Genomic DNA, 19,165 nt, shown 5'->3' on the forward strand with positions numbered 1-19,165 from the left:
CCGCTGCGACGAGTTGCGTCCCTCGCACGACGACGCGTAGCGCACCGGACACGGGCCGGAAACGCCCTCCGGGAGGCCCGGCCGCGGCGGGACGGTGGCCCTGCGGGCCCTATCCTCGAGCACGTGAGCTCCGAGCAGGCCCCCCGCCAGGTGCGGCTGGCGGGCGTGCTGGTGGGGGCCCAGGGTCTGCTGGCGCTGGGTTTCGCGGTCGCGCTGGTCTGGCGCGCGCTCACCGTGGAGGGCACCGGCCTGCTGGTGCGTGACATCGTGGGTGAGGCCGGCTACTTCGTCGTGGTGGGGGCCGCGCTGGTCGCCGTCGGGCTCGGGCTGGTGGGGAGCCGCCGGTGGGCGCGCACCCCGGCGATCGTCACCCAACTGCTGCTCCTGCCGGTCGTCTACACCCTGCTGGGCCCCTCCCGGCAGCTGCTGCTGGGCATCGTGGCCGGCGTGTACGTCGCAGGCACGTTCCTGCTGCTGATCAGCGAGCCGTCCCGGCGGTGGTCGATGGGCCTCGACGAGGTGGAGCACCCGGGGTAGTCGAGGGCTCAGTCCTGCGCGCCCTTCGCGAACGCCGTGAGCGCCTCGCCGTCGAGCCGGAAGGTCGTCCACTCGTCCATGGCAACGGCTCCCAGCGACCGGTAGAAGCCGATCGACGGCTCGTTCCAGTCCAGCACCTGCCACTCCAGCCGGGCGTAGCCCCGCTCGGCGCAGATGGCGGCCAGCGCGCCCAGGAGCGCCCTGCCCAGGCCGCTGCCGCGGTGCGAGGGCCGCACGAACAGGTCCTCCAGGTAGATGCCGGGCACGCCGCGCCAGGTGGAGAAGTTGCGGAACCAGATGGCGCACCCGACCACCTCACCGTCGACCTCGGCGACGTGGCACCCGGCCACGGCGTCCGGGCCGAACACGGCCGCCTGCAGCTGGTCCTCCGTGAGCGTGCACAGCTCGGGGCTGCGCTCGTACTCGGCGAGTTCGTGGACGAGGCCGACGACGGCCGCGACGTCCTGCGGGCGCGCTTCCCGGATCACGGGCGTCCCTTCGGGGCGAGGTTGACGTGGTCGAGGCGGGGCACGTCCCGCTCGTGGCCCAGTACCGCCCACGACGCCGCCTCCATCGCGAAGCGGACGCCCTCGGTGGCGCGGAGGCCGATCCAGCGGGCCACGAGAACCCGGCTGAAGTGGCCGTGGCCGACGAGCACCACGTCGCCGCGGTCGAGGGTCGCGCTCACGTCCGCGAGCACCGCGTCGGCCCGCCTGCCGACCGTGCCGGCGCTCTCCCCGCCCGGGCACGGGTGGGTCCAGACCGTCCAGTCCGGCACGGTCTCGCGGATCTCCGGCGTGGTGCGGCCCTCGTACTCGCCGTAGTCCCACTCGGCGAGCCGCTCGTCGATCGCGTCGACGCGGAACCCGGCGAGCCGGGCGGTGTCCTGGGCCCGGCTGCGCGGGCTGGCCAGCACGAGCGCAGGCGGCGGGTCGTGCAGCTCGGGGACGAGCCGGCCCGCGGCCACCGCGAGCTCCCGGCCGCGCTCGGTGAGCGGGACGTCGGTGCGGCCGGTGTGCTTCCCGGAGCGCGACCACTCGGTCTCGCCGTGGCGCAGCAGGTACACCCGACCACTCATGGGCCGACCCTAGCCCGGCCGTACCCGGCCAACGCGGAGAAGGCCGCCTTCGGCTCCCACGGCATCCCCGGGTAGGCGCTGCCGGTGCGCCCTGCCGGGAGGACCTTCACGATCCCGAAGCTCCCCAGGTCGAAGTCCTGTTCGGGGTCGTCGGAGGTGGGCAGGTGCCGGGAGGCGAAGGTGTACACGAACGCGGTGTCCACGCCACCGGCGTCGTAGACGTCGAGGAGTTCGAGCAGGTAGGCGGCCTGCTCGGCCTCGTCGCGCTCGACGGTCTCGGTGAGCCGCGTCGCCCGCCCGGTCCGCTCGTCGTAGCCGATGATCTCCGAGCGGCTGCCCCGGTCCGCCGCACCGGTGAAGGGTGCGCAGCCGAACTCGGTGACGGCGAACGGCTTGCCGTGGGAGGTCATGGCGGCGAGGTTCGCGGGGAGAGCCGCGGCGTTGCCGGCATCGCGGTATCCGGCGTCGGTCGCGACGAAGTCGAACGGCGTCCAGTCCACCCCCTCCATGGGGAGCGACGCGTACCCGATCGGCCCGCCGAACCGCTCGCGGGCTCCCGCGACCGCCCGGGTCAGCAGCGCGTTGGTCCTGCGCTGCACGTCCGGGAGCACCTCGCGGACGCGCGCCGGATCGGCGAGCACCGCGGCCCGCTCGGCCAGGGTCCTCCCGGGCATCAGCCCGATCGTCATGAGGCTGATCTCCGAACCGGTGAGGAACCGGACGTCCGCGCCCTCCCGGCGGATCCGCTCGGCGCGCTCGGCGGCGTCCAGGAGGAACGCCAGTAGCTCGTCGGTGGTCAGGTCGTGGGTGAACGGGCAGTACCAGACCTCCAGGCCGACGGCGGCTGCGTGCCGGGCGGCGACCTCCAGGCGGTCGGCGACACCGCCGGTGATCCGGACCGCGTCGGCGTGCAGTTCGGCGCGGATGATCCGCATGTCCTCGGCCACGACGGCGGCATCGAACGGCTCGTGGGTCGTGGTCCCGCAGTTGGTGAAGCCGGTGTCGTAGGTGACGCCCCATGCGCGCATCGCATCCTCCTTTGAGGTACGGTCCGTACCTTATCAGCGGAAGGTACGCTCCGTACCGTGACGGGGCGACGGCGGCGAGGGGCGGAGCTGGAGCAGGCGATCCTGCGCGCCGCCGCCGAGGAGCTCACCGCTTCCGGCTACGCCGGCATGACGATGGACAAGGTCGCCCGGCGCGCCGGCACGAACAAGAACGCGATCTACCGGCGCTGGCCGCAGCGAGCGGCCCTCGGGATCGCCGCCTACGCGTACGTGGCGGACGCGCGCTCGCCGGCGGCGGACACCGGCACCCTTCGCGGCGACGCGCTGGAACTGCTGCGGCAGGCCAACGCGACCTGGTCCTCGCCGCGCGGGGCGATCCTGCGCGACCTCCTGGCGGCCGCGGCCGACGAGCCGTCCCTGCTGGAGCTGCTGCGCGAGCAGGCCGGTGGCGGTGCGGTGAACGCGGCCTGGCGCGCGATCCTGGAACGGGCCGTGACGCGGGGCGAGGCACCTGCGGAGGCGGTGCACCCGCGGGTGGCGGCGGTGCCGATGACGTTGTTGCGCGGGGAGTACGCGCTGCGCGGCGTGCCGTCCGTGCCGGACGAGGTGCTGGTGGAGATCGTCGACGAGATCTTCCTGCCGCTGGTCCGCGGCCTGGAGGAACGAGAACGGCGCTGACCCGCGGGATCGTATCCGCAGGTCAGCGCCGTTCCAGCGCCTGGATCAGGCGGCCGCCTTGGTCTCCCAGAAGATCTTGTCGATCTGGGCGATGAGGTCGAGCAGCTCCTGGCCGGTGGCCGGGTCGGTGGAGGCCTTCGCGCCCCCGGGGCCACCGCCCGCCTTCTTGGTGGCCTTGTTGAACAGCTCGTGCAGCTCCGGGTACTTCTCGAAGTGCGGCGGCTTGAAGTAGTCGGTCCACAGCACCCACAGGTGGTGCTTGACCAGGTCGGCGCGCTGCTCCTTGATCTCGAGGGCGCGCGTGCGGAACTCCGGGTCCTCGTTGGCCTGGTACTTCTCCTGGATCGCCTTCACCGATTCGGCCTCGATCCGAGCCTGTGCGGGGTCGTACACGCCGCAGGGGAGGTCGCAGTGCGCGGTGGCCTCCAGCCGCGGGCGGAGAATGCGGGCGAACATCCGCATGGGTCCTCCCTGATGGTGATCGTTCTGGCGTGTCCGACACTACTCCCGACGTCGGGGCACAGCAGTGTGACGAGGGGGTGGGTGTGCGCTGGCGCAGAGTGGCCGTGCGGGGACCGTCGATGTCGCCGACACTGCGCGACGGTGACGTGGTGCTCGTGCGCTTCGGCGCGCGCGTGCGCGCGGGTGATCTGGTGCTGGTGCGGTGGGCGTCGCGGCCGGAGCAGCTGTCGGTGAAGCGGGCCGCGCGGCCCGCGGACGAGGGCTGGTGGGTGCTGGGCGACAACGACTTCGGCTCCACGGACTCGCGCACGCTGGGGCCTGCCGCCGTGCTGGCGGTGGTGCGGTGCAGGCTGTGGCCCCGCCCGCGGCGGTTCCGCAGCCGAGCGTGATCCACCGGGGCCGCCGGGTGCGTAGGATCGGCGGCGACACCCGACTGCCCCTCCGCCGGGTTCGCCGCGCCATCCCGCGGCGGCTCGGCACCCGGCCGTCCGGCAGCGGTCGCGGACCCGCGACCCCCGGTGCACGGCGAGTGCGCGCCTCCGGGCGCCCCCTGAGCACCACGAGGAAGTGGACCCGTGACGATCGTTCCCGAACGCACCATCCCCACCCGCGATGAGATCTTCGCCGCACACGGCGGAGGCAAGCTGGGCACCGCGCTCACCGCCCCGCTGGACGACGCCCGCGACCTCTCCGTCGCCTACACGCCGGGCGTCGCCGAGGTCAGCCGCGCGATCGCGGCCGACCCGGCCCTCGCCGCCCGCTACACCTGGACCGACCGCCTCGTCGCCGTCGTCAGCGACGGCACCGCCGTGCTCGGCCTCGGCGACATCGGCCCGCGGGCCGCGCTGCCGGTGATGGAGGGCAAGTCGGCGCTGTTCAAGGCGTTCGCCGGGCTCGACTCGATCCCGCTCGTGCTCGACACCACCGACGTCGACGAGATCGTCGAGACGCTCGTGCGGCTGCGTCCGAGCTTCGGGGCGGTGAACCTCGAGGACGTGTCCGCGCCGCGGTGCTTCGAGCTGGAGCGCCGCCTCGTCGAGGCGCTCGACTGCCCCGTCATGCACGACGACCAGCACGGCACCGCGATCGTGGTGCTCGCCGCCCTGCGCGGCGCCTGCGAGGTGCAGGGCCGCGGCATCGAGGGGCTGCGCGTCGTCATCTCCGGGGCCGGGGCGGCCGGGGTGGCGTGCGCGCGGATCCTGCTCGCGGCCGGCGTCCGCGACGTCGTGGTTCTCGACTCGCGCGGTGTGCTCGACGCCACGCGGGGCGGGGAGAAGGCGGCGCTGGCCGCCGTCACCAACCCGCGGGGCGTGGCAGGCGGCCTCGCGGAGGCGCTCGAGGGCGCCGACGTGTTCGTGGGCCTGTCGAGCGCCACGGTGGCGGAGGAGACCCTCGCCCGCATGGCGCCCGAGGGCATCGTGTTCGCGCTCTCCAACCCCGACCCCGAGGTGCACCCGGACATCGCCCGCGAGCACGCCGCGATCGTGGCCACGGGCCGCAGCGACTTCCCGAACCAGATCAACAACGTGCTCGCGTTCCCCGGGGTGTTCCGCGGGGCCCTCGACGCGGGTGCGCGGCGGATCACGGAGAGCATGAAGCTCGCGGCGGCGGACGCCATCTTCTCGGTGGCGCGCGACGAGCTGTCGGCCGACGCGATCGTGCCGAGCCCGTTCGACCCGCGTGTCGCCCCAGCCGTGTCGTCAGGTGTCGCCGCCGCGGCGGCGGAGTCGGCCGACGTGCGCTGAAACCGCTCTCCAACAGCACGTTTGCTCCCGATGGTGATCATCATCGTCACGCAGCGTGCCGTCTGGACCGTTCACTCACTCGGGGCGGTGTAGGCCGATCGGGCAGTTCGGCCAGATCGTGTGGCCGCCGCCGTCGTTGTAGCGATGAGTATCCACGCCGCGACACTGGGAGACGCACGTGAGAGAGCTCGGACACCGTCTCGGCGACGGCCCGGTGATCGAGCCGCCGACCGAGCCCTACGGTGCCTCCGAGCCGGTGTTGCGTGCGGACCTGTACCGCGAGCGGTACGCCGCGCTCGGCGCCGAGGTGCACCCGGAGGCGGCGCTGTTCGCCACCCGGCTGGCCCGGGCGGTCGCGGAGTCGCCGGAGCAGGACGGGGCGCGGCCCGGGCCGGCGCCGGCCCCCGTCCTGCTCCCGACGGAGCCCGCGCTCGTGCACGACCGCTGCGAGCGGGTAGTGCGCGCCAACGCCGCGCTCGCGGCACTGGCCGGGGCGGCCGACACCGGCGCGCTCACGGGCGCGCGGATGCACCGGCTGCTCGTCGGGTCCGGCGATGACCTGCAGCTGGTGCGCGCGGACGGGAGCCTGGTGCCCGTCCGCGTGGTGCGCTGGCCGTTGCCGGGCGTCGACCTCACCGCCGTGGTGGTTCTCGAGCGCGACGCCGAGCTCGCCGTGCCGGTGGTGGACCCGGCGTGGGCCACCGAGCTGGAGCGGCTCGCGCGGGTGGGAACCTGGTCGTTCGACCTGGCGACGTCCACCCTCGAGCGCAGCGGCACCCTCGACGAGCTCTACCGGGCGATCGGGATCGACCCGGACGCCGGTGGCCGGCCCATCGAGGGCGACCAGGTCACCGCGTTGTGCGGGGAGCTGCGCGCCGGCAACACCACCGCCGACCACCACGTCGAGCTGGCGCTGCCCGGCGACCGGCTGCTGAGCTGCCGGGCCCAGGTCGAGTGCGGCCCCGACGGCACTCCCCAGCGGCTGATCGGCGTCGTGCACGACGTGAGCGCGGAGCGGGTGGCCCGCTGCCGGGTGGAGCGGTCCGGGCGACGGTTCGCGGACCTGATGGCGCTCGTGCCGGGCGGTGTGGCGCTGCTGGACCCCACGGGCCGCGTCGTGGACGCCAACGGGGGCATGTGCGCCCTGCTGGACGTCCCGCTGGAGGGGCTGCGGGGCACCGCCGCCGCCGCGCTGTCGGCCGAGGACGAGCCGGACGGCGGGACCGGGCTCCCGGGCTGGCTGCGCCCCGTGCCGACCGGTGCCCGGCACGGTTACCGCGTCGACAGTGCCCCGCTGCGGCGCGCGGACGGCACGACCGTGTGGTGCGAGCTGGCCGTCTGCGCCACCGAGGCCGACGACGGCGGCTGGCTGTGGGTCGTGGCGTGCACCGACGTGTCCGACCGCCGTCGCGCGGCCGAGGTGCTGCGCAGCGCCGGCACGGTGGACGAGCTCACCCGCCTGCCCAACCGGGCCGCCGGGCTCGAGCTCGTCGACCGGCTGCTCGCCGGGGCGGGGCGCGACCGGGTGGCCGTGGTCTGCGGCGACCTCGACGACTTCGCGCGCGTCAACTCCTCCCTCGGCCACGACGCGGGCGACGACCTGCTGGTGGCGCTCGCCGCCCGCCTGCAGCGCGAACTCCCGTTCGGGTGCACCGCGGCGCGGCTGGGCGCCGACGAGTTCGTCGTGATCTGCGCCGACCACGCCGAGGTCGGCGGGCCGGACCTGCTCGCGCGCACCGTCGCCGAGCTGCTGCGTACCACGATCACCGTGCACGGTCGCCCCGTGCAGATGACGGCCACCGTCGGGCTCGCCACGCCCGTGCCCACGGGTGAGGTCCGGGCGGCCGACCTGCTGCGGTTCGCCGAGGCCGCGATGCACGACGCCAAGCGCCGCCAGGCGAGGGGCGGCATCGGCATCGCGACCGACGGCGTCGTCAGCTCGGCCACGAAGGCGCTCGAGCTGGAGGCCGAACTGCGCGCGGCGATCGCGAGCGACGGGCTCGTGCTGGACTACCAGCCGGTGGTGGGGCCGGACGGCACCGTGCTCTCCGCCGAGGCGCTCGTGCGCTGGCCGCACCCGGAACGCGGGCTGATCCCGCCCTCGGACTTCCTGCCGGTCGCCCAGCGCAGCGGCCTGTTGCGGGAACTGGACCTCTGGGTGCTGCGCTCGGCCACGCGCGAGGCCGCGGCCTGGCCCGAGCACGGCGGGCGCCGGTGCTCCGTGGCGGTGAACCTCGCCGGCCTGCTGCCCGGTGACGCCGGATTCCGCGCCGCGGTGAGCGAGGCGGTCTCCGAGGCCGGGCTGGAGTGGGACCGGCTCGTGCTGGAGCTCGTCGAGACGAGTCTCGTCGCGCTCCCGCCGCACGCGCTGGCGGCGATGGCGGAGCTCACCGAGCGCGGGGTGCGGTTCGCCGTGGACGACTTCGGCACCGGCTACTCCTCGCTCGCCCGCCTCAAGGAGCTCCCCGCGCAGACGGTCAAGGTCGACCGGGCGTTCGTCACCGGCATCGCCGACGACCCGGCCGACTTCGCCGTCGCCCGGGCCGTGGTGGACATGGCGCGGGCGATGGGCCGCACCACGGTGGCCGAGGGCGTGGAGACCGCGGAGCAGTTCCACGTGCTGCGGGGGATCGGCGTGGACGCCTACCAGGGCTGGCTGTTCTCCCGGCCCGTGCGTTCCCCGGGTGTGCGGGAGGTGCTGTCCCGCGGGCGGCTCGCGACGCCCGCCTCGGCGGCCCGGCCGGCTGCTGTCTGATTCCGGACGGATCACGACGGTTCGCGGTTGTCAGCCCCTCGGGATAGCCTCGCTCCACCACGCATCGGCGACCGGCAAGGGGTCGCCGGCGGAACACGGAGGTCCCTCGGATGATCGAGTTCCGGGGCGTGACCAAGCGCTTCCCCGACGGCACCGTTGCGGTCGACCACCTCGACCTGGTCGTCGAGGCGGGTGGGATCACGGTCTTCGTCGGCCCGTCCGGCTGCGGCAAGACCACGTCGCTGCGGATGATCAACCGCATGATCGAACCCACCGAGGGCACGATCTCGGTCGACGGGCGCGACGTCGCCGCCACCGACGCCGCCGAGCTGCGCCGCGGCATCGGCTACGTCATCCAGCAGGCGGGCCTGTTCCCGCACCGCACCATCCTCGACAACATCGCCACGGTCCCGCTCCTGCTCGGCTGGAGCAAGGCCAAGGCCCGCTCGCGCGCCGCCGACCTCATGGAGCTGGTCGGCCTCGCGCCGGAGATGGCGGGCCGCTACCCGGCGCAGCTGTCGGGCGGGCAGCAGCAGCGCGTCGGCGTGGCCAGGGCGCTGGCCGCCGACCCGCCGATCCTGCTGATGGACGAGCCGTTCAGCGCGGTCGACCCGGTGGTGCGCGAGAGCCTGCAGGACGAGCTGCTGCGCCTGCAGTCCGAGCTGGGCAAGACCATCGTGTTCGTCACCCACGACATCGACGAGGCCGTCAAGCTGGGCGACAAGGTCGCCGTGCTGCGCGTCGGCGGCGTCCTCGCCCAGTACGACCAGCCGGGCCAGATCCTCGCCCGGCCCGTCGACGACTTCGTCGACAACTTCGTGGGGCGCGACCGCGGCTACCGCGGCCTGGGCTTCCTGTCCTCCGACGCGATCCCGATCGGTGAGCTCACCACCGTCGCGCTGGGCGAACCCGTGCCCGCCGACGACGCCTGGGTGCTGGTCGTCGACTCCGAGCGGCGCCCGCAGGGGTGGTCCAACGGCGCCGAGCGGGGCGGCGCCACCGTCGTGGAGGCTGAGCACCTGGTGCCCGGCGGCTCGCTCTACGACATCGGGAGCGGGTCGCTTCGCAGCGCGCTCGACGCCGCGCTGTCGTCGCCGTCGGGCCAGGGGGTCGCGGTCGACGCGGAGGGCCGGGTGGCCGGCTCGATCACCGCCGACGACGTGCTGCGCGCGCTCGACGACGTCCGGCGCGACGTCGCCGCGGCCTGAGGCGGCGTCCGTGGTCTGGGAGTGGGTCCCGCGCAACGTGGACCGGATCGTCGAGCTGCTCGGCGAACACCTGCTGCTGTCCCTGGTCCCGGTGCTGATCGCGCTGGTGTTCGCCGTCCCGCTCGGCTGGTTGGCCAACCGCAGCGCTCCGGCGCGCGCGGTGCTCATCCCCGCCTCCGGGCTGCTCTACACGATCCCGTCCCTCGCGTTGTTCGTGATGCTGCCGGGCGTCCTCGGCACGCAGATCAAGAGCCCGGTCAACGTCATCGTCGCGTTGACGATCTACACGGTCGCGCTGCTGGTGCGCACCATCGCCGACGCCCTCGCCGCGGTTCCGAGCATGGTCGTCGCCGCGGCCACCGCGATGGGGTTCAAGCCCGCGCGGCGGTTCGTCTCCGTGGAACTCCCGCTCGCGGTCCCGGTACTGGTCGCGGGTCTGCGGGTCGCCACGGTGGCGAACATCAGCCTCGTGAGCGTCGGAGCGCTCATCGGGCTCGGCGGGCTCGGCGGCCTGTTCACCGACGGGTACCAGCGCAACATCCCGAGCGAGATCCTCACGGGCATCGTCCTGACCGTGCTGCTGGCGCTGCTCGCCGACGCCGTCCTGCTCGCGGCCGGGCGATTCGCCACCCCGTGGGACCGGGCGAGGAGGAGCGGGGCGTGAACATCCTCGCCGAGGTGATGACGTGGCTCACCTCCGGTGCCAACTGGACCGGCAGCAGTGGTGTGCCGATCCGGGTGCTGGAGCACCTCTACTACAGCGGGCTGGCGCTGCTGCTGGGCCTGGTCATCGCCGTCCCGATCGGGGTTGCGGTCGGGCACACCGGGCGGGGCAGCTTCCTCGTGGTGGGCGCCGCCAACGGGTTGCGGGCGCTCCCCGAGCTGGGGCTGCTCATCCTGCTCGTGCTCGCGATGGGCATCGGCCTGCTCCCGGTCGTCCTCGCGCTGTCCGTGCTCGCCATCCCGCCGCTGCTGGCCGGCACGTACGCGGGTGTGCGGAACGTCGACCGGTCGGTGGTCGACGCCGCCCGGGGGATGGGCATGCGCGAGTCGCAGGTACTCGTCCGGGTCGAGCTGCCGAACGCGCTCCCGCTGGTGCTCGGCGGGGTCCGGTCCGCGGCACTGCAGGTCATCGCCACCGCTGCCGTCGCCGCCTACGTGAGCTACGGCGGGCTCGGCCGGTACCTGATCGACGGTCTGCGCCAGCAGGACTACGCGCAGATGGCGTCCGGCGCTCTGTTGATCGCGCTGCTCGCGCTCGCGGTCGAGGCGGTGCTCGCGCTCCTGCAGCGAGCGGTCGTGTCGCCCGGTCTGCGCGACGGTGGCCGGCGGTCGCCCACGGTCGACGTCGCACGTCCCGCACCCGACAGCTCGCCCACCCCACGAACCCCCGCTCCCGAACTCGCTGGAGTCGAACGATGAAGCGCACGTCCCCCCTTCTCACCGGTGCACTCGCAGCGCTCCTGGCGCTGTCGGCCTGTGGCGGCGGGAGTGACCCGCTCGCTCCGAGCGGCGGCGGCGAGGAGCCCGCGCCCGCCGACACCCTCACCATCACCTCCGCCGACTTCCCGGAGAGTCAACTGCTCGCCGAGATCTACGCGCAGGCGCTGGAGAAGGCCGGCGTCTCGGTGCAGCGCGACTTCAACATCGGCGCTCGCGAGGTCTACTTCCCAGGCCTCAACGACGGTTCCTACGACCTCGCCCCCGAGTACACCGGCGTCCTCCTGCAGTACATCAACCCGGCCGCCACCGAGACGGCGCCCGACGCGGTGTACGAGGCGCTGAAGACCCAGGTGCCCGCCCCGCTCACCGTGCTGGAGCGGTCCGAGGCGGAGAACAAGGACGCGGTCGTCGTCACGGCCGAGACCGCCCAGCGCTACGGCAGCTCGCTCGCCGACTACGGCCAGGCTTGCGGTGAGCTGGTGTTCGGCGGGCCGCCCGAGTTCCAGACCCGACCCGACGGGCTGCCCGGCCTCGCCGAGACCTACGGGTGCACGTTCACGGAGTTCCGCCCGCTCGACACCGGTGGACCGGTCACGGTGGCAGCACTCGCCGACGGCACGGTGCAGGCGGCCGACCTCTTCACCACCGACCCCGCCATCGAGGAGAACGGGTTCGTGGTGCTCGAGGACCCGCAGAACAACTTCGCCGCGCAGAACGTCGTGCCCTTGATCAACTCGGCGAAGGCGACACCGCAGGTCACCGAGGTCCTCAACGCGGTCTCGGGGAAGCTCACCACCGAAGGGCTCATCGACCTGAACCGCCAGCTCAACGCGCCCGAGAAGCCGGAGGTCAACACGGTCGCTGAGGCCTGGATCGCCGAGAACGGGCTGTGAGCCACCGTACGAGCGGCACACCCGTCCGATAGAGCTGGACGAGGGTGCCGCTCGTACAGCGCAATGGTCAGCCTGCGTGTCCGCGCAGGGGCGAGACGCCGCAGTGCTGAGGAGCGGTTGTCCGATGACGAGTGAGGCTGCCGGCGAGAACGATCTGGTGGCCAGCATCCTGGAGTATCTGCAGGCTGCGGGTTTCGTCGTCGAGCGGACGCCTACCCGAGATGCCTTTTCGGTGCGGTCCTACCGGGGGCTTGCGTTCCCGCTCACGCCGCGGTTCACGATTCCGCCTGCCCTGCTGCAGCAGTACCTCGAAGACATGAGTCGGCGTGGCGGCGTGCCGAGGGTGGGATCGACGAAGCGTTGTCGCTCACCCGGATCCACCTGGTCGAGGAGCTCACGACCGATCATGGCGACGGACTCAACTACGTCAGCGCTCTCGGATATCGGCGGAAGCGTGGCAAGGTTGAGTTCTTCGTCGAGAGAGAAGTGCCGGAACCTGGGAAAGCGCATCATCAGGGGTCGGATCTGGAGTGGCGGGCGCACCCGCCTGCCCAGTGAAGTGAAGGGCAGCGCTGTACGAACGGCACCTTCGTCCCGCTCTATCGGACGAGGGTGCCGTTCGTACGACGTCAGCGGTAGCCGGTCGTGTCGGCCGGCTTGCCCGCGTCCTGCACCTCCACGATGTAGCGCCAGGCATCGGGGCGGGAGCCGTCGAGGTCGGTGAAGTCGTACTCCTGCGCAAGGCCGCCGCTGGACAGGCTCTGGCCCTGCCACCGTTCGCGCTGCGGGTCGCCGGCGAGCGCGGCCACGGCGCGGCCGACGAAGCGCGGGGTCTCGGAGATCGCGAAGTGCGGCTGGCGCGCGCAGGCGTCGCGCCAGGTCTCCTCGGTCACGCCGTAGTGCTCCAGCATCATCTCCGAGCGCAGCCAGCCCGGGGTGAGCGCCACGGCGGTGGCGCCGTGAGCGTCGAGCTCGTGCGCCCAGCTGCGTGCGAGTCGGATGGGCGCGATCTTGGCGAGGTCGTAGTAAACGTTGAGCCGGTAATTGTCGGCGTTGTACGCGGCGGTGCCGTCGGTGACCTCCACGACCAGCCCGCCGGGCCGGCGGATCAGCAGCGGGAACGCGCAGCGGGCCGTCACGAGGTGCGTGTCGATCGCGAGGCGCAGGATCCGCAGGCCGTTCTCGAGGGAGTGCTCCCACACCGGCTTGTCCCACTCGGTGAGGTACTCGCCGCCCCAGATGTCGTTGACCAGCACGTCGAGGTGGCCCTGCTCGGCGTCGATGCGCGCCACGAGCGCCTCGACCTGCTCGACCGCGAGGTGGTCGGTGGGCACCGCGATCCCGGTGCCGCCGGCCGCAGTCACCACGTCGGCCGTGTCCTCGATGGTCTCCGGCCTGCCGTACTCGCTGCGCCGGTCCCGCGTCGTGCGGCCGGTGACGTACACCGTGGCGCCTGCCGCACCCAGCTCCACGGCGATGCCCCGGCCCGCACCCCGGGTCGCGCCCGCCACCAGTGCCACCCGACCGGCGAGCGGTCGTTCCGTTCCCTGCATGGGGCGATCGTCGCCGGTTACCTTGACGCCTGCTGTCGGTGTATCCGAGGTGCATCCTGTGCCCATGAGCCGCACCAACATCGACATCGACGACGCGCTCGTCGCCGAGGCGATGCGCACGTACGGCCTGAAGACCAAGGAGGAGGCCGTCGACCTGGCTCTGCGCCGGCTGGTCGGGCCGCGGCTGACGCCGGAGTTCTTCGAGAGCATGCATGGGATCGGCTGGGACGGCGATCTCGACGAGATGCGCGAGTCCCGCGTTCAGGAGATCGAGGACCGCGAGTGGAACTGATCGACTCGTCGGCGTGGATCGAGTACCTTCGCGCCTTCGACGTGCTCGCCGCGGCCCTACCCGACCTTCGGGTGCGCTCCCTGGTCTGACCCCCTCGCCGCGCGGGCGGAGCGCAGCGCCCGGACGGCGGACCGCGTGACCAGCACGACGACCACCAGCGTGGCCGCGCCGACGACGCCGACGGCCGGCGGGACCGGGCCCGCCGGGCCGGCCGGGTGGCTCGACAGCAGGTTCATCACAACGGACAAGCCGCCGCAGCCGGCGACGCCGAGGACGGCGAGGAGTCCCGTGGCACCGGTGACCCGGCCGGGCAGCGGCGCGCGCCGGAACGTGGCCAGCAGCAGCACGAGCGCGGTGGCGGCCACCAGCACGCTGAGGGCGTCCACCGCGCGCGCCAGTGCCATGACCTGGGTCGTGGGCGGCTGCGACCACCCGTGGCCCGTCCACCACAGCACGTCCCACGCGAGGAGTTCGGCGGGGAAGACCACGGCGAGCAGGAGCGCCGTGCGCCGGCCCTGGCGGGCGGTGAGCTCTTCCTGCATCAGCGGGGCCACCGCGTGCACGGGGCCGAAGTCGTGGACGGCCGCGGCGGCGGCGCGCCGTTCGTCGAGCCCGCGCTCCCGGTGGTCGGCGACGGCGTCGGCGAGGCCGTGGCGCACCTCGGTGAGCATGCTCCGCTTCGCGGCCGCGGGCCCGCGCAGCGCGCGGTCGAGTTCCGCGACGTGGGCGGCGACGAGGTCGGGTGCGGCGGTCATGCGGGGCCTGCCGCGGGGCGCAGGACGGCGTCGACCACCGCGCTGAACTCGGTCCAGTCGGCGCGCTGGCCGGCGAGGGCGTGGCGGCCGGCCCGGGTGAGGGTGTACGTGCGGCGCTCGCGCCCGCCCACCGTGCTCCACGTGCCCGACACCAGCGCGGCCCGCTCGAGGCGGCGCAGCGCGGGGTAGACGGTGCCGGTGGGCAGGTCGAGCCTGCCCCCGCTGCGCGCCTGGAGGGCCTCGATGATCGCGTAGCCGTGGCGCGGACCGTCCTCGAGCACCGCGAGGATCAGCCCGTCGAGGTGACCGCGAACGGCGTCGGGCTTCATGTACAGGGATCCTACTTATCCGAGCGGCCGGCATATCCGGTGCGGGATCAGGGACATCCCGGATCTATAGGTAGGTTGTCTACTCATAGCGTCGTGACCGTGGACGTTCTGCAGCCGACGACGGCCCGGCCGACGAGGAGACCCCGGGTCTCCCTCTGGGCCCTGCGATTCCTGCTCACCGGGCACCTGCTCGCCGTGCTCGCCCAGCCGGTGCTCGCCGGTCGCTACCTCACCGGCGACGTCGACGCAATGGAGGTGCACGGCCTGGTCGGGTCGCTGCTCGCGCTGGTGGCGATGGCCCTCGTTGCGGGCGCGATCGCGTACGTCCTCGTCGGGCGCGGCCGGCTCTGGCTGCTGCCGGTCACCGTGCTGGTGTTCCTCGCCGAGGGGTTCCAGATCGGGGCGGGGCACTCGCGACAGCTGGAGCTGCACGTCCCGCTCGGGGTGGCGATCGTGGTGACGGCCGTGCTGCTCGCCGCCTGGGTCTGGACGCCGTCCGCCGCGCGGCCGCGGGGCGGTGCGCGATGACCGCGCGGCTGTCGCGGCGTGGGTTCCTCGGCATGCTCGGCGGGGCGGCGGCGCTCGCCGCGCTGCCCGCGTGCGGGCCGGGAGCGACCGCGGGCTCCACCGGCGAGGTGCTCACCAGCGCCGTCCCGTTGCCGGAGCGGTTCCGGGTGCCGCTGCCGGTGCCCCCGGTGGCCCGTCCGGTGGGGGTGGACGGGACCGGCGCGCAGGTCTACCGCGTGACGCAACGGGTGGCGGAGGCGGAGATCCTGCCCGGGATGCGTACCCCGGTCCTGGGCTACGACGGGATCTTCCCCGGGCCGACGTTCGACACCCGGCGCGGGCAGCCGCTGGTGGTGCGCCACCGCAACGAGCTGCCGGTGCCGACGGTCGTGCACCTGCACGGCGGGCACACGCCCGCCGAGCACGACGGGTGGCCGCTGGACCTCGTGCTGCCGGTGGGCCGTACCGCCGACCGCGCCGCGCACCACGGCATGCTCGGCGACGTCGTGGTGGGGGAGCGCGAGCACCGCTACCCGAACGACCAGCGCGCGGCCACCCTCTGGTACCACGACCACCGCATGGACTTCACCGGCCCGGCCGTGTACCGGGGCCTCGCCGGGTTCCACATCGTCCGCGACGAGGTCGAGGACGCGCTGCCGCTACCGCGCGGCGAGCGCGAGCTGCCGCTGATGATCTGCGACCGCGCCTTCGCCGCCGACGGCTCGTTCGCCTACCCCGGCCTCGACCAGGGCATGCGGTCGCTCCCGGGCGTGGAGGACGACTGGATGGAGGGCGTGCTGGGCGACGTCGTGCTCGTCAACGGAGCGCCGTGGCCGGTGCACGAGGTCGACGCCGCGCGCTACCGGCTGCGGCTGCTCAACTCCTCCAACGCCCGCCGCTACCGGCTCGTGCTCACCGTGCCCGGCGGGCCCGACCTGCCGTGGGTGCAGATCGGGTCGGACGCCGGGCTGCTCGCCGCCCCGCTGGAGCACCAGGTGATCGACATCGCGCCGGGGGAGCGGTTCGACGTGCTGGTGGATTTCTCGGTGCTCCCGGTGGGCACCGAGGTCACGATGGTCAACGCCCTGGACCCGGGCTCCGCAGGCCGCGTGATGCGGTTCCGGGTGGTGCGCCCGGCCCCCGACGACAGCCGGGTGCCCGCGCGGCTCGCCGAGGTCGAGCCCCTCGTGCCGCCGGCCGGGGAGCCGCACCGCACGTTCCGGTTCAACCGCGGCGACGTCGGCGACCACCGCGGCTGGACGATCAACGGCACCTCGTTCGACCCGGACACGTCGCTCGCGGACATCCGGCTCGGCGAGACCGAGGTGTGGCGCTTCGTCACCGACGTCCACCACCCCGTGCACGTCCACCTGGACCCGTTCCAGGTGCTGCGGCGCGGCACCGGCGGGCCGGGCGACTTCGACGCGGGCTGGAAGGACACGGTGGACGTGCGCCCGGCCGAGGTCGTCGACGTGGCCGTGCGGTTCACCGACCACGCGGGCCGCTTCCTCGTCCACTGCCACAACCTCGAACACGAGGACATGGCGATGATGGCGACGATCAGGACGCTCTGACCGTGCCGGCGGCCACGAACTGCGGGAACGCGACGAGGATCCGGTCCCGTTCGGCCCGCGCGCGCTGCTCGTCGAGCCACGCGCCGGCCTGCGCGTCGCTCACCGCGCCCGCCCGCACCGCGCCCGCGGCAAGGCGGGTGACGGTGAAGACCGCCAGCTCCCGGTCGGTGAGCACCGCCGTGTGCACCTCGCAGAGGACATCGGTGAAGCCGGTGTCCAGCAGCAGGTTGCGGTAGCGGCGGGCCACCCGGCCGTGCGCCATGTCGTCGGCCGAGGCGCTCACGATCGTCGCGGTGAGGTGCGGGTCGTCGGACTCGATCGCCAGGAAGTCCCAGTCCTGCCCGACGAGGACGATCCGCCCACCCGGTGCGAGCACGCGGCGCGCCTCGGCGCAGGCCGCGTCGGGGTCGGGGAGTGCGTGGTAGAGCTTCTCGGCCCGGTAGCCGTCGACGCTCCCGTCGGGGAACGGCAGCCGCAGCGCGTCCGCCACCTCGAACCGGCAGCCCGGGTGGTGCTCGCGCGCGAACGCGACCGCCTCCTCGGCCGTGTCGACGCCGACGGCGTCCGCTCCCGCGTCGGCGAGCTCGGCCACGGCGGTGCCGCTGCCCGACCCGACGTCCAGCACCCGGCGGCCCGGCTCGACCTTCAGCAGCTCGTAGGTCCGCATCCGCAGCCGCGCGGAGTCGGGGCGGCGGTCGAACGCGAGCAGGGTCTCGAGGAAGGCCTTGTCCATGCTCCGAGACTGCCTTTTCATGTTGACGTGAAGTCAAGGGACGAGATGGCCATCGGCGAGCTCGCCGAGCGGTTCGGGCTCGCCACGCACGTCCTGCGGCACTGGGAGGCGGTCGGGCTCCTCACCCCGGCGCGCCGGGTGAACGGGCGGCGCCGGTACGGCCGCGACGCCCTGGCGCGGGTGGTCTTCATCCAGCAGTTCAAGGAGCTCGGCTTCGGCCTGGAACAGATCCGCGCAATGCTCACCACCACCGACCCCGCTGCCCGCAAGCAGGTGCTCGCGCAGCACGACGCGGAACTCGAGCGGCGCATCGAGGCGGCCACCGCGGCGCGGGAGCTGATCGGACACGGGCTGCGCTGCCCGGCGCCCGACTTCGTGGAGTGCCCGAAGTTCCTCGCCGGGCTCGAGGCCCGGATCCCGCCGTCCTGAGGACCCGGATGGCGGGCGCAGCAACGGTGCCCGCCGAGAAGTACTCCAGCGTCGTCACTACGACCCCAGGTGCTGGTGATCTCCCGGTGATCAGCGTGAGTCGCACGCGAGGGCGCTCGTCGCGACCGTGGAGTGCGGCTCGGGCGGATCATGGGCCTCGGCGCCGACGACGTGTGCGCAGCAGCGGTGGCGGCCGAGCAGTACACCGGCGTGGGTGGCACGACCTTCAGGTGCTGCTGATCTCCGGTGTCGGAACGCTCACCACCTTGCTGCCGCGAGGGAGAAGCCGGTCCGCCACGATGGATGCGCCGGGATCCAGCCGAGCTGCTCGCGGGCGAGGCGGTTGCTCTCGCCCCGGGCCCACGGCCGGCGGGGTGCGCCGGATGCCGGGGCCGGCGGTGGTGCTCCCACGGCGGCGCAGAATGCCGGCACCCAGTCCCGGGCGGGTGCCGGTTCGTCGTCGCAGACGTTGACCGCGCCGGACGGCCAGCCGAGCGCCGCCACCGCTGCCGCGGCCGCGTCGTCGACGTGCAGGAAGCTCGTGACGTCCCCGTCGGCCACCAATCGGCCCGCGCGGGCGTCGTCGGCCCGCAGCCCGTCGGGGGCGAACCAGGTGTCCGGGCCGTAGAACATGCCGTAGCGCAGCACCACCCACTCCGGCGCCTCGCTCACCGCCGCCTCGAGCGCCGCGATCCCGCGTATGGTCCCGGCCCGCGGCTCCGGGGCATCGAGGTCCAGCGGCGTGCCCTCGTCCGCCGGCTCGGCACCGCCCGCGTAGGCCCACGCGATGCTCTGCGCGACGATCCGCCGGGCTCCGGCGGCGAGCGCCGCGTCGACGAGGTGGCGGGTGCCGGTGACGCGCAGCTCCGAGTTGGCGGAGAGGTCCGCCGCCGCGAGGTCGGTGAGCTGGTGGAGCACCACGTCGGGCGCGGCGGCGCGGACCGTCGCCGCGAGCGCGCCCGCGTCCCGCACGTCGACGACGGCGGGGTGCGCGCCGGCGGCGCGCAGCGCGGCCACCCGCTCCGGCCTGCGGGTGAGCGCGGTGACGTGGTGGCCGGCTGCGACCAGCAGCGGTACGAGCCTGCTGCCGACGACACCCGTGGAACCGGCGAGCAAGATCCGCAACGCGCTCATGGGGTGGAGTCTGTGGACCGCTCGCGCCGGCGTCAACGGCGTATCGGCCGGGG

The 19,165-nt window shown here is 73.7% G+C and carries 22 protein-coding genes; 13 read left to right on the top strand and 9 right to left on the bottom strand.

The annotated features are described in order from the left end of the window. Positions 1-123: 123 nt before the first annotated feature. The gene (locus tag ACFPL3_RS03270; RefSeq protein WP_343943539.1) at positions 124-537 is read left to right on the top strand and encodes a hypothetical protein; all 414 of its coding nucleotides are present in this window, start codon (positions 124-126) and stop codon (positions 535-537) included. Positions 538-545: 8 nt separating this feature from the next. Here ACFPL3_RS03270 and ACFPL3_RS03275 read toward each other — a convergent pair whose 3' ends face one another. From ACFPL3_RS03275 to ACFPL3_RS03285, 3 genes are read right to left on the bottom strand one after another with little or no spacing between them, the layout of a single operon-like run. Then, positions 546-1,025: a GNAT family N-acetyltransferase gene (locus ACFPL3_RS03275; protein WP_343943540.1), complete on the bottom strand. Its 480-nt coding sequence runs from the start codon at positions 1,023-1,025 to the stop codon at positions 546-548. After that, positions 1,022-1,615, bottom strand: coding sequence for an acid phosphatase (locus ACFPL3_RS03280; protein ID WP_343943541.1), 594 nt, complete (start codon positions 1,613-1,615; stop codon positions 1,022-1,024). The genes ACFPL3_RS03275 and ACFPL3_RS03280 overlap by 4 nt, the downstream gene beginning before the upstream one ends. Then, entirely contained in the window at positions 1,612-2,643 is a 1,032-nt protein-coding gene (locus tag ACFPL3_RS03285; protein ID WP_343943542.1) for a hypothetical protein, read from the bottom strand. Before ACFPL3_RS03285 ends, ACFPL3_RS03280 begins: the two co-directional genes overlap by 4 nt. Before the next feature lie 57 nt (positions 2,644-2,700). On the opposite strand from ACFPL3_RS03285, the gene ACFPL3_RS03290 reads away from it, so the two are divergent. Next, positions 2,701-3,300: a TetR/AcrR family transcriptional regulator gene (locus ACFPL3_RS03290; protein ID WP_343943543.1), complete on the top strand. Its 600-nt coding sequence runs from the start codon at positions 2,701-2,703 to the stop codon at positions 3,298-3,300. 45 nt (positions 3,301-3,345) lie between these two features. Here ACFPL3_RS03290 and sodN read toward each other — a convergent pair whose 3' ends face one another. After that, the gene (sodN, locus tag ACFPL3_RS03295) at positions 3,346-3,762 is read right to left on the bottom strand and encodes a superoxide dismutase, Ni (RefSeq protein ID WP_425564210.1); all 417 of its coding nucleotides are present in this window, start codon (positions 3,760-3,762) and stop codon (positions 3,346-3,348) included. 98 nt (positions 3,763-3,860) lie between these two features. On the opposite strand from sodN, the gene ACFPL3_RS03300 reads away from it, so the two are divergent. The 7 genes from ACFPL3_RS03300 to ACFPL3_RS03330 all read left to right on the top strand — a co-directional run bounded on the left by ACFPL3_RS03300 (position 3,861) and on the right by ACFPL3_RS03330 (position 11,806). Beyond that, on the top strand, positions 3,861-4,151 hold the full coding sequence (locus ACFPL3_RS03300) for a S26 family signal peptidase (protein ID WP_379588386.1): 291 nt from the start codon (positions 3,861-3,863) through the stop codon (positions 4,149-4,151). A gap of 186 nt (positions 4,152-4,337) precedes the next feature. After that, positions 4,338-5,507: an NAD(P)-dependent malic enzyme gene (locus ACFPL3_RS03305; RefSeq protein WP_343943544.1), complete on the top strand. Its 1,170-nt coding sequence runs from the start codon at positions 4,338-4,340 to the stop codon at positions 5,505-5,507. A gap of 178 nt (positions 5,508-5,685) precedes the next feature. Beyond that, on the top strand, positions 5,686-8,262 hold the full coding sequence (locus ACFPL3_RS03310; RefSeq protein ID WP_343943545.1) for a putative bifunctional diguanylate cyclase/phosphodiesterase: 2,577 nt from the start codon (positions 5,686-5,688) through the stop codon (positions 8,260-8,262). Between the two features lie 110 nt (positions 8,263-8,372). Then, positions 8,373-9,470, top strand: coding sequence for an ABC transporter ATP-binding protein (locus ACFPL3_RS03315; protein ID WP_343943546.1), 1,098 nt, complete (start codon positions 8,373-8,375; stop codon positions 9,468-9,470). A 10-nt stretch (positions 9,471-9,480) separates the two neighbouring features. Next, positions 9,481-10,134, top strand: a complete 654-nt coding sequence (locus ACFPL3_RS03320) for an ABC transporter permease (RefSeq protein WP_343943547.1) — start codon at positions 9,481-9,483, stop codon at positions 10,132-10,134. Continuing rightward, positions 10,131-10,892, top strand: coding sequence for an ABC transporter permease (locus tag ACFPL3_RS03325; protein ID WP_343943548.1), 762 nt, complete (start codon positions 10,131-10,133; stop codon positions 10,890-10,892). Before ACFPL3_RS03320 ends, ACFPL3_RS03325 begins: the two co-directional genes overlap by 4 nt. Next, positions 10,889-11,806 carry an ABC transporter substrate-binding protein gene (locus ACFPL3_RS03330; protein ID WP_343943549.1) on the top strand — a complete coding sequence of 306 codons (918 nt, stop codon included), beginning with the start codon at positions 10,889-10,891 and terminating at the stop codon, positions 11,804-11,806. The genes ACFPL3_RS03325 and ACFPL3_RS03330 overlap by 4 nt, the downstream gene beginning before the upstream one ends. 629 nt (positions 11,807-12,435) lie before the next feature. Here the strand turns inward: ACFPL3_RS03330 and ACFPL3_RS03335 are convergent. Next, complete coding sequence (locus tag ACFPL3_RS03335; protein ID WP_343943550.1) at positions 12,436-13,359, bottom strand: SDR family oxidoreductase; 924 nt, start codon at positions 13,357-13,359, stop codon at positions 12,436-12,438. 64 nt (positions 13,360-13,423) lie between these two features. Between ACFPL3_RS03335 and ACFPL3_RS03340 the strand changes: the two genes are divergently transcribed. Continuing rightward, a complete protein-coding gene (locus ACFPL3_RS03340; protein WP_343943551.1) occupies positions 13,424-13,651 on the top strand; it encodes a type II toxin-antitoxin system VapB family antitoxin in 228 nt (75 codons plus the stop codon). A 56-nt stretch (positions 13,652-13,707) separates the two neighbouring features. On the opposite strand, the gene ACFPL3_RS03345 is transcribed toward ACFPL3_RS03340, so the two are convergent. Both ACFPL3_RS03345 and ACFPL3_RS03350 read right to left on the bottom strand, forming a co-directional pair. Then, the gene (locus ACFPL3_RS03345; protein ID WP_343943552.1) at positions 13,708-14,406 is read right to left on the bottom strand and encodes a permease prefix domain 1-containing protein; all 699 of its coding nucleotides are present in this window, start codon (positions 14,404-14,406) and stop codon (positions 13,708-13,710) included. Then, a complete protein-coding gene (locus ACFPL3_RS03350; protein WP_343943553.1) occupies positions 14,403-14,735 on the bottom strand; it encodes a PadR family transcriptional regulator in 333 nt (110 codons plus the stop codon). Before ACFPL3_RS03350 ends, ACFPL3_RS03345 begins: the two co-directional genes overlap by 4 nt. 99 nt (positions 14,736-14,834) lie before the next feature. On the opposite strand from ACFPL3_RS03350, the gene ACFPL3_RS03355 reads away from it, so the two are divergent. Then, the gene (locus tag ACFPL3_RS03355; protein ID WP_343943554.1) at positions 14,835-15,263 is read left to right on the top strand and encodes a hypothetical protein; all 429 of its coding nucleotides are present in this window, start codon (positions 14,835-14,837) and stop codon (positions 15,261-15,263) included. Continuing rightward, positions 15,260-16,816: a multicopper oxidase family protein gene (locus ACFPL3_RS03360; protein ID WP_343943555.1), complete on the top strand. Its 1,557-nt coding sequence runs from the start codon at positions 15,260-15,262 to the stop codon at positions 16,814-16,816. The genes ACFPL3_RS03355 and ACFPL3_RS03360 overlap by 4 nt, the downstream gene beginning before the upstream one ends. Here the strand turns inward: ACFPL3_RS03360 and ACFPL3_RS03365 are convergent. Next, positions 16,803-17,549: a methyltransferase domain-containing protein gene (locus tag ACFPL3_RS03365; RefSeq protein ID WP_343943556.1), complete on the bottom strand. Its 747-nt coding sequence runs from the start codon at positions 17,547-17,549 to the stop codon at positions 16,803-16,805. The genes ACFPL3_RS03360 and ACFPL3_RS03365 overlap by 14 nt on opposite strands. Positions 17,550-17,576: 27 nt before the next feature. On the opposite strand from ACFPL3_RS03365, the gene ACFPL3_RS03370 reads away from it, so the two are divergent. Beyond that, on the top strand, positions 17,577-17,978 hold the full coding sequence (locus ACFPL3_RS03370) for a MerR family transcriptional regulator (RefSeq protein ID WP_343943557.1): 402 nt from the start codon (positions 17,577-17,579) through the stop codon (positions 17,976-17,978). A 258-nt stretch (positions 17,979-18,236) separates the two neighbouring features. On the opposite strand, the gene ACFPL3_RS03375 is transcribed toward ACFPL3_RS03370, so the two are convergent. After that, on the bottom strand, positions 18,237-19,112 hold the full coding sequence (locus ACFPL3_RS03375) for an NAD-dependent epimerase/dehydratase family protein (protein WP_343943558.1): 876 nt from the start codon (positions 19,110-19,112) through the stop codon (positions 18,237-18,239). Between the last annotated feature and the right edge of the window lie 53 nt (positions 19,113-19,165).

This window comes from Pseudonocardia zijingensis, assembly GCF_042657305.1.
GTDB classification, from domain to species: domain Bacteria; phylum Actinomycetota; class Actinomycetes; order Mycobacteriales; family Pseudonocardiaceae; genus Pseudonocardia; species Pseudonocardia zijingensis.

Excerpts from the sequence above, each read along its gene's own strand:
- ACFPL3_RS03280 (WP_343943541.1), bottom strand. The coding sequence starts at position 1,615 with ATGAGTGGTCGGGTGTACCTGCTGCGCCACGGCGAGACCGAGTGGTCG.
- ACFPL3_RS03285 (WP_343943542.1), bottom strand. The coding sequence starts at position 2,643 with ATGCGCGCATGGGGCGTCACCTACGACACCGGCTTCACCAACTGCGGG.
- sodN (WP_425564210.1), bottom strand. The coding sequence starts at position 3,762 with ATGCGGATGTTCGCCCGCATTCTCCGCCCGCGGCTGGAGGCCACCGCG.
- ACFPL3_RS03315 (WP_343943546.1), top strand. The coding sequence starts at position 8,373 with ATGATCGAGTTCCGGGGCGTGACCAAGCGCTTCCCCGACGGCACCGTT.
- ACFPL3_RS03330 (WP_343943549.1), top strand. The coding sequence starts at position 10,889 with ATGAAGCGCACGTCCCCCCTTCTCACCGGTGCACTCGCAGCGCTCCTG.
- ACFPL3_RS03335 (WP_343943550.1), bottom strand. The coding sequence starts at position 13,359 with ATGCAGGGAACGGAACGACCGCTCGCCGGTCGGGTGGCACTGGTGGCG.
- ACFPL3_RS03340 (WP_343943551.1), top strand. The coding sequence starts at position 13,424 with ATGAGCCGCACCAACATCGACATCGACGACGCGCTCGTCGCCGAGGCG.
- ACFPL3_RS03345 (WP_343943552.1), bottom strand. The coding sequence starts at position 14,406 with ATGACCGCCGCACCCGACCTCGTCGCCGCCCACGTCGCGGAACTCGAC.
- ACFPL3_RS03350 (WP_343943553.1), bottom strand. The coding sequence starts at position 14,735 with ATGAAGCCCGACGCCGTTCGCGGTCACCTCGACGGGCTGATCCTCGCG.
- ACFPL3_RS03360 (WP_343943555.1), top strand. The coding sequence starts at position 15,260 with ATGACCGCGCGGCTGTCGCGGCGTGGGTTCCTCGGCATGCTCGGCGGG.
- ACFPL3_RS03365 (WP_343943556.1), bottom strand. The coding sequence starts at position 17,549 with ATGGACAAGGCCTTCCTCGAGACCCTGCTCGCGTTCGACCGCCGCCCC.
- ACFPL3_RS03375 (WP_343943558.1), bottom strand. The coding sequence starts at position 19,112 with ATGAGCGCGTTGCGGATCTTGCTCGCCGGTTCCACGGGTGTCGTCGGC.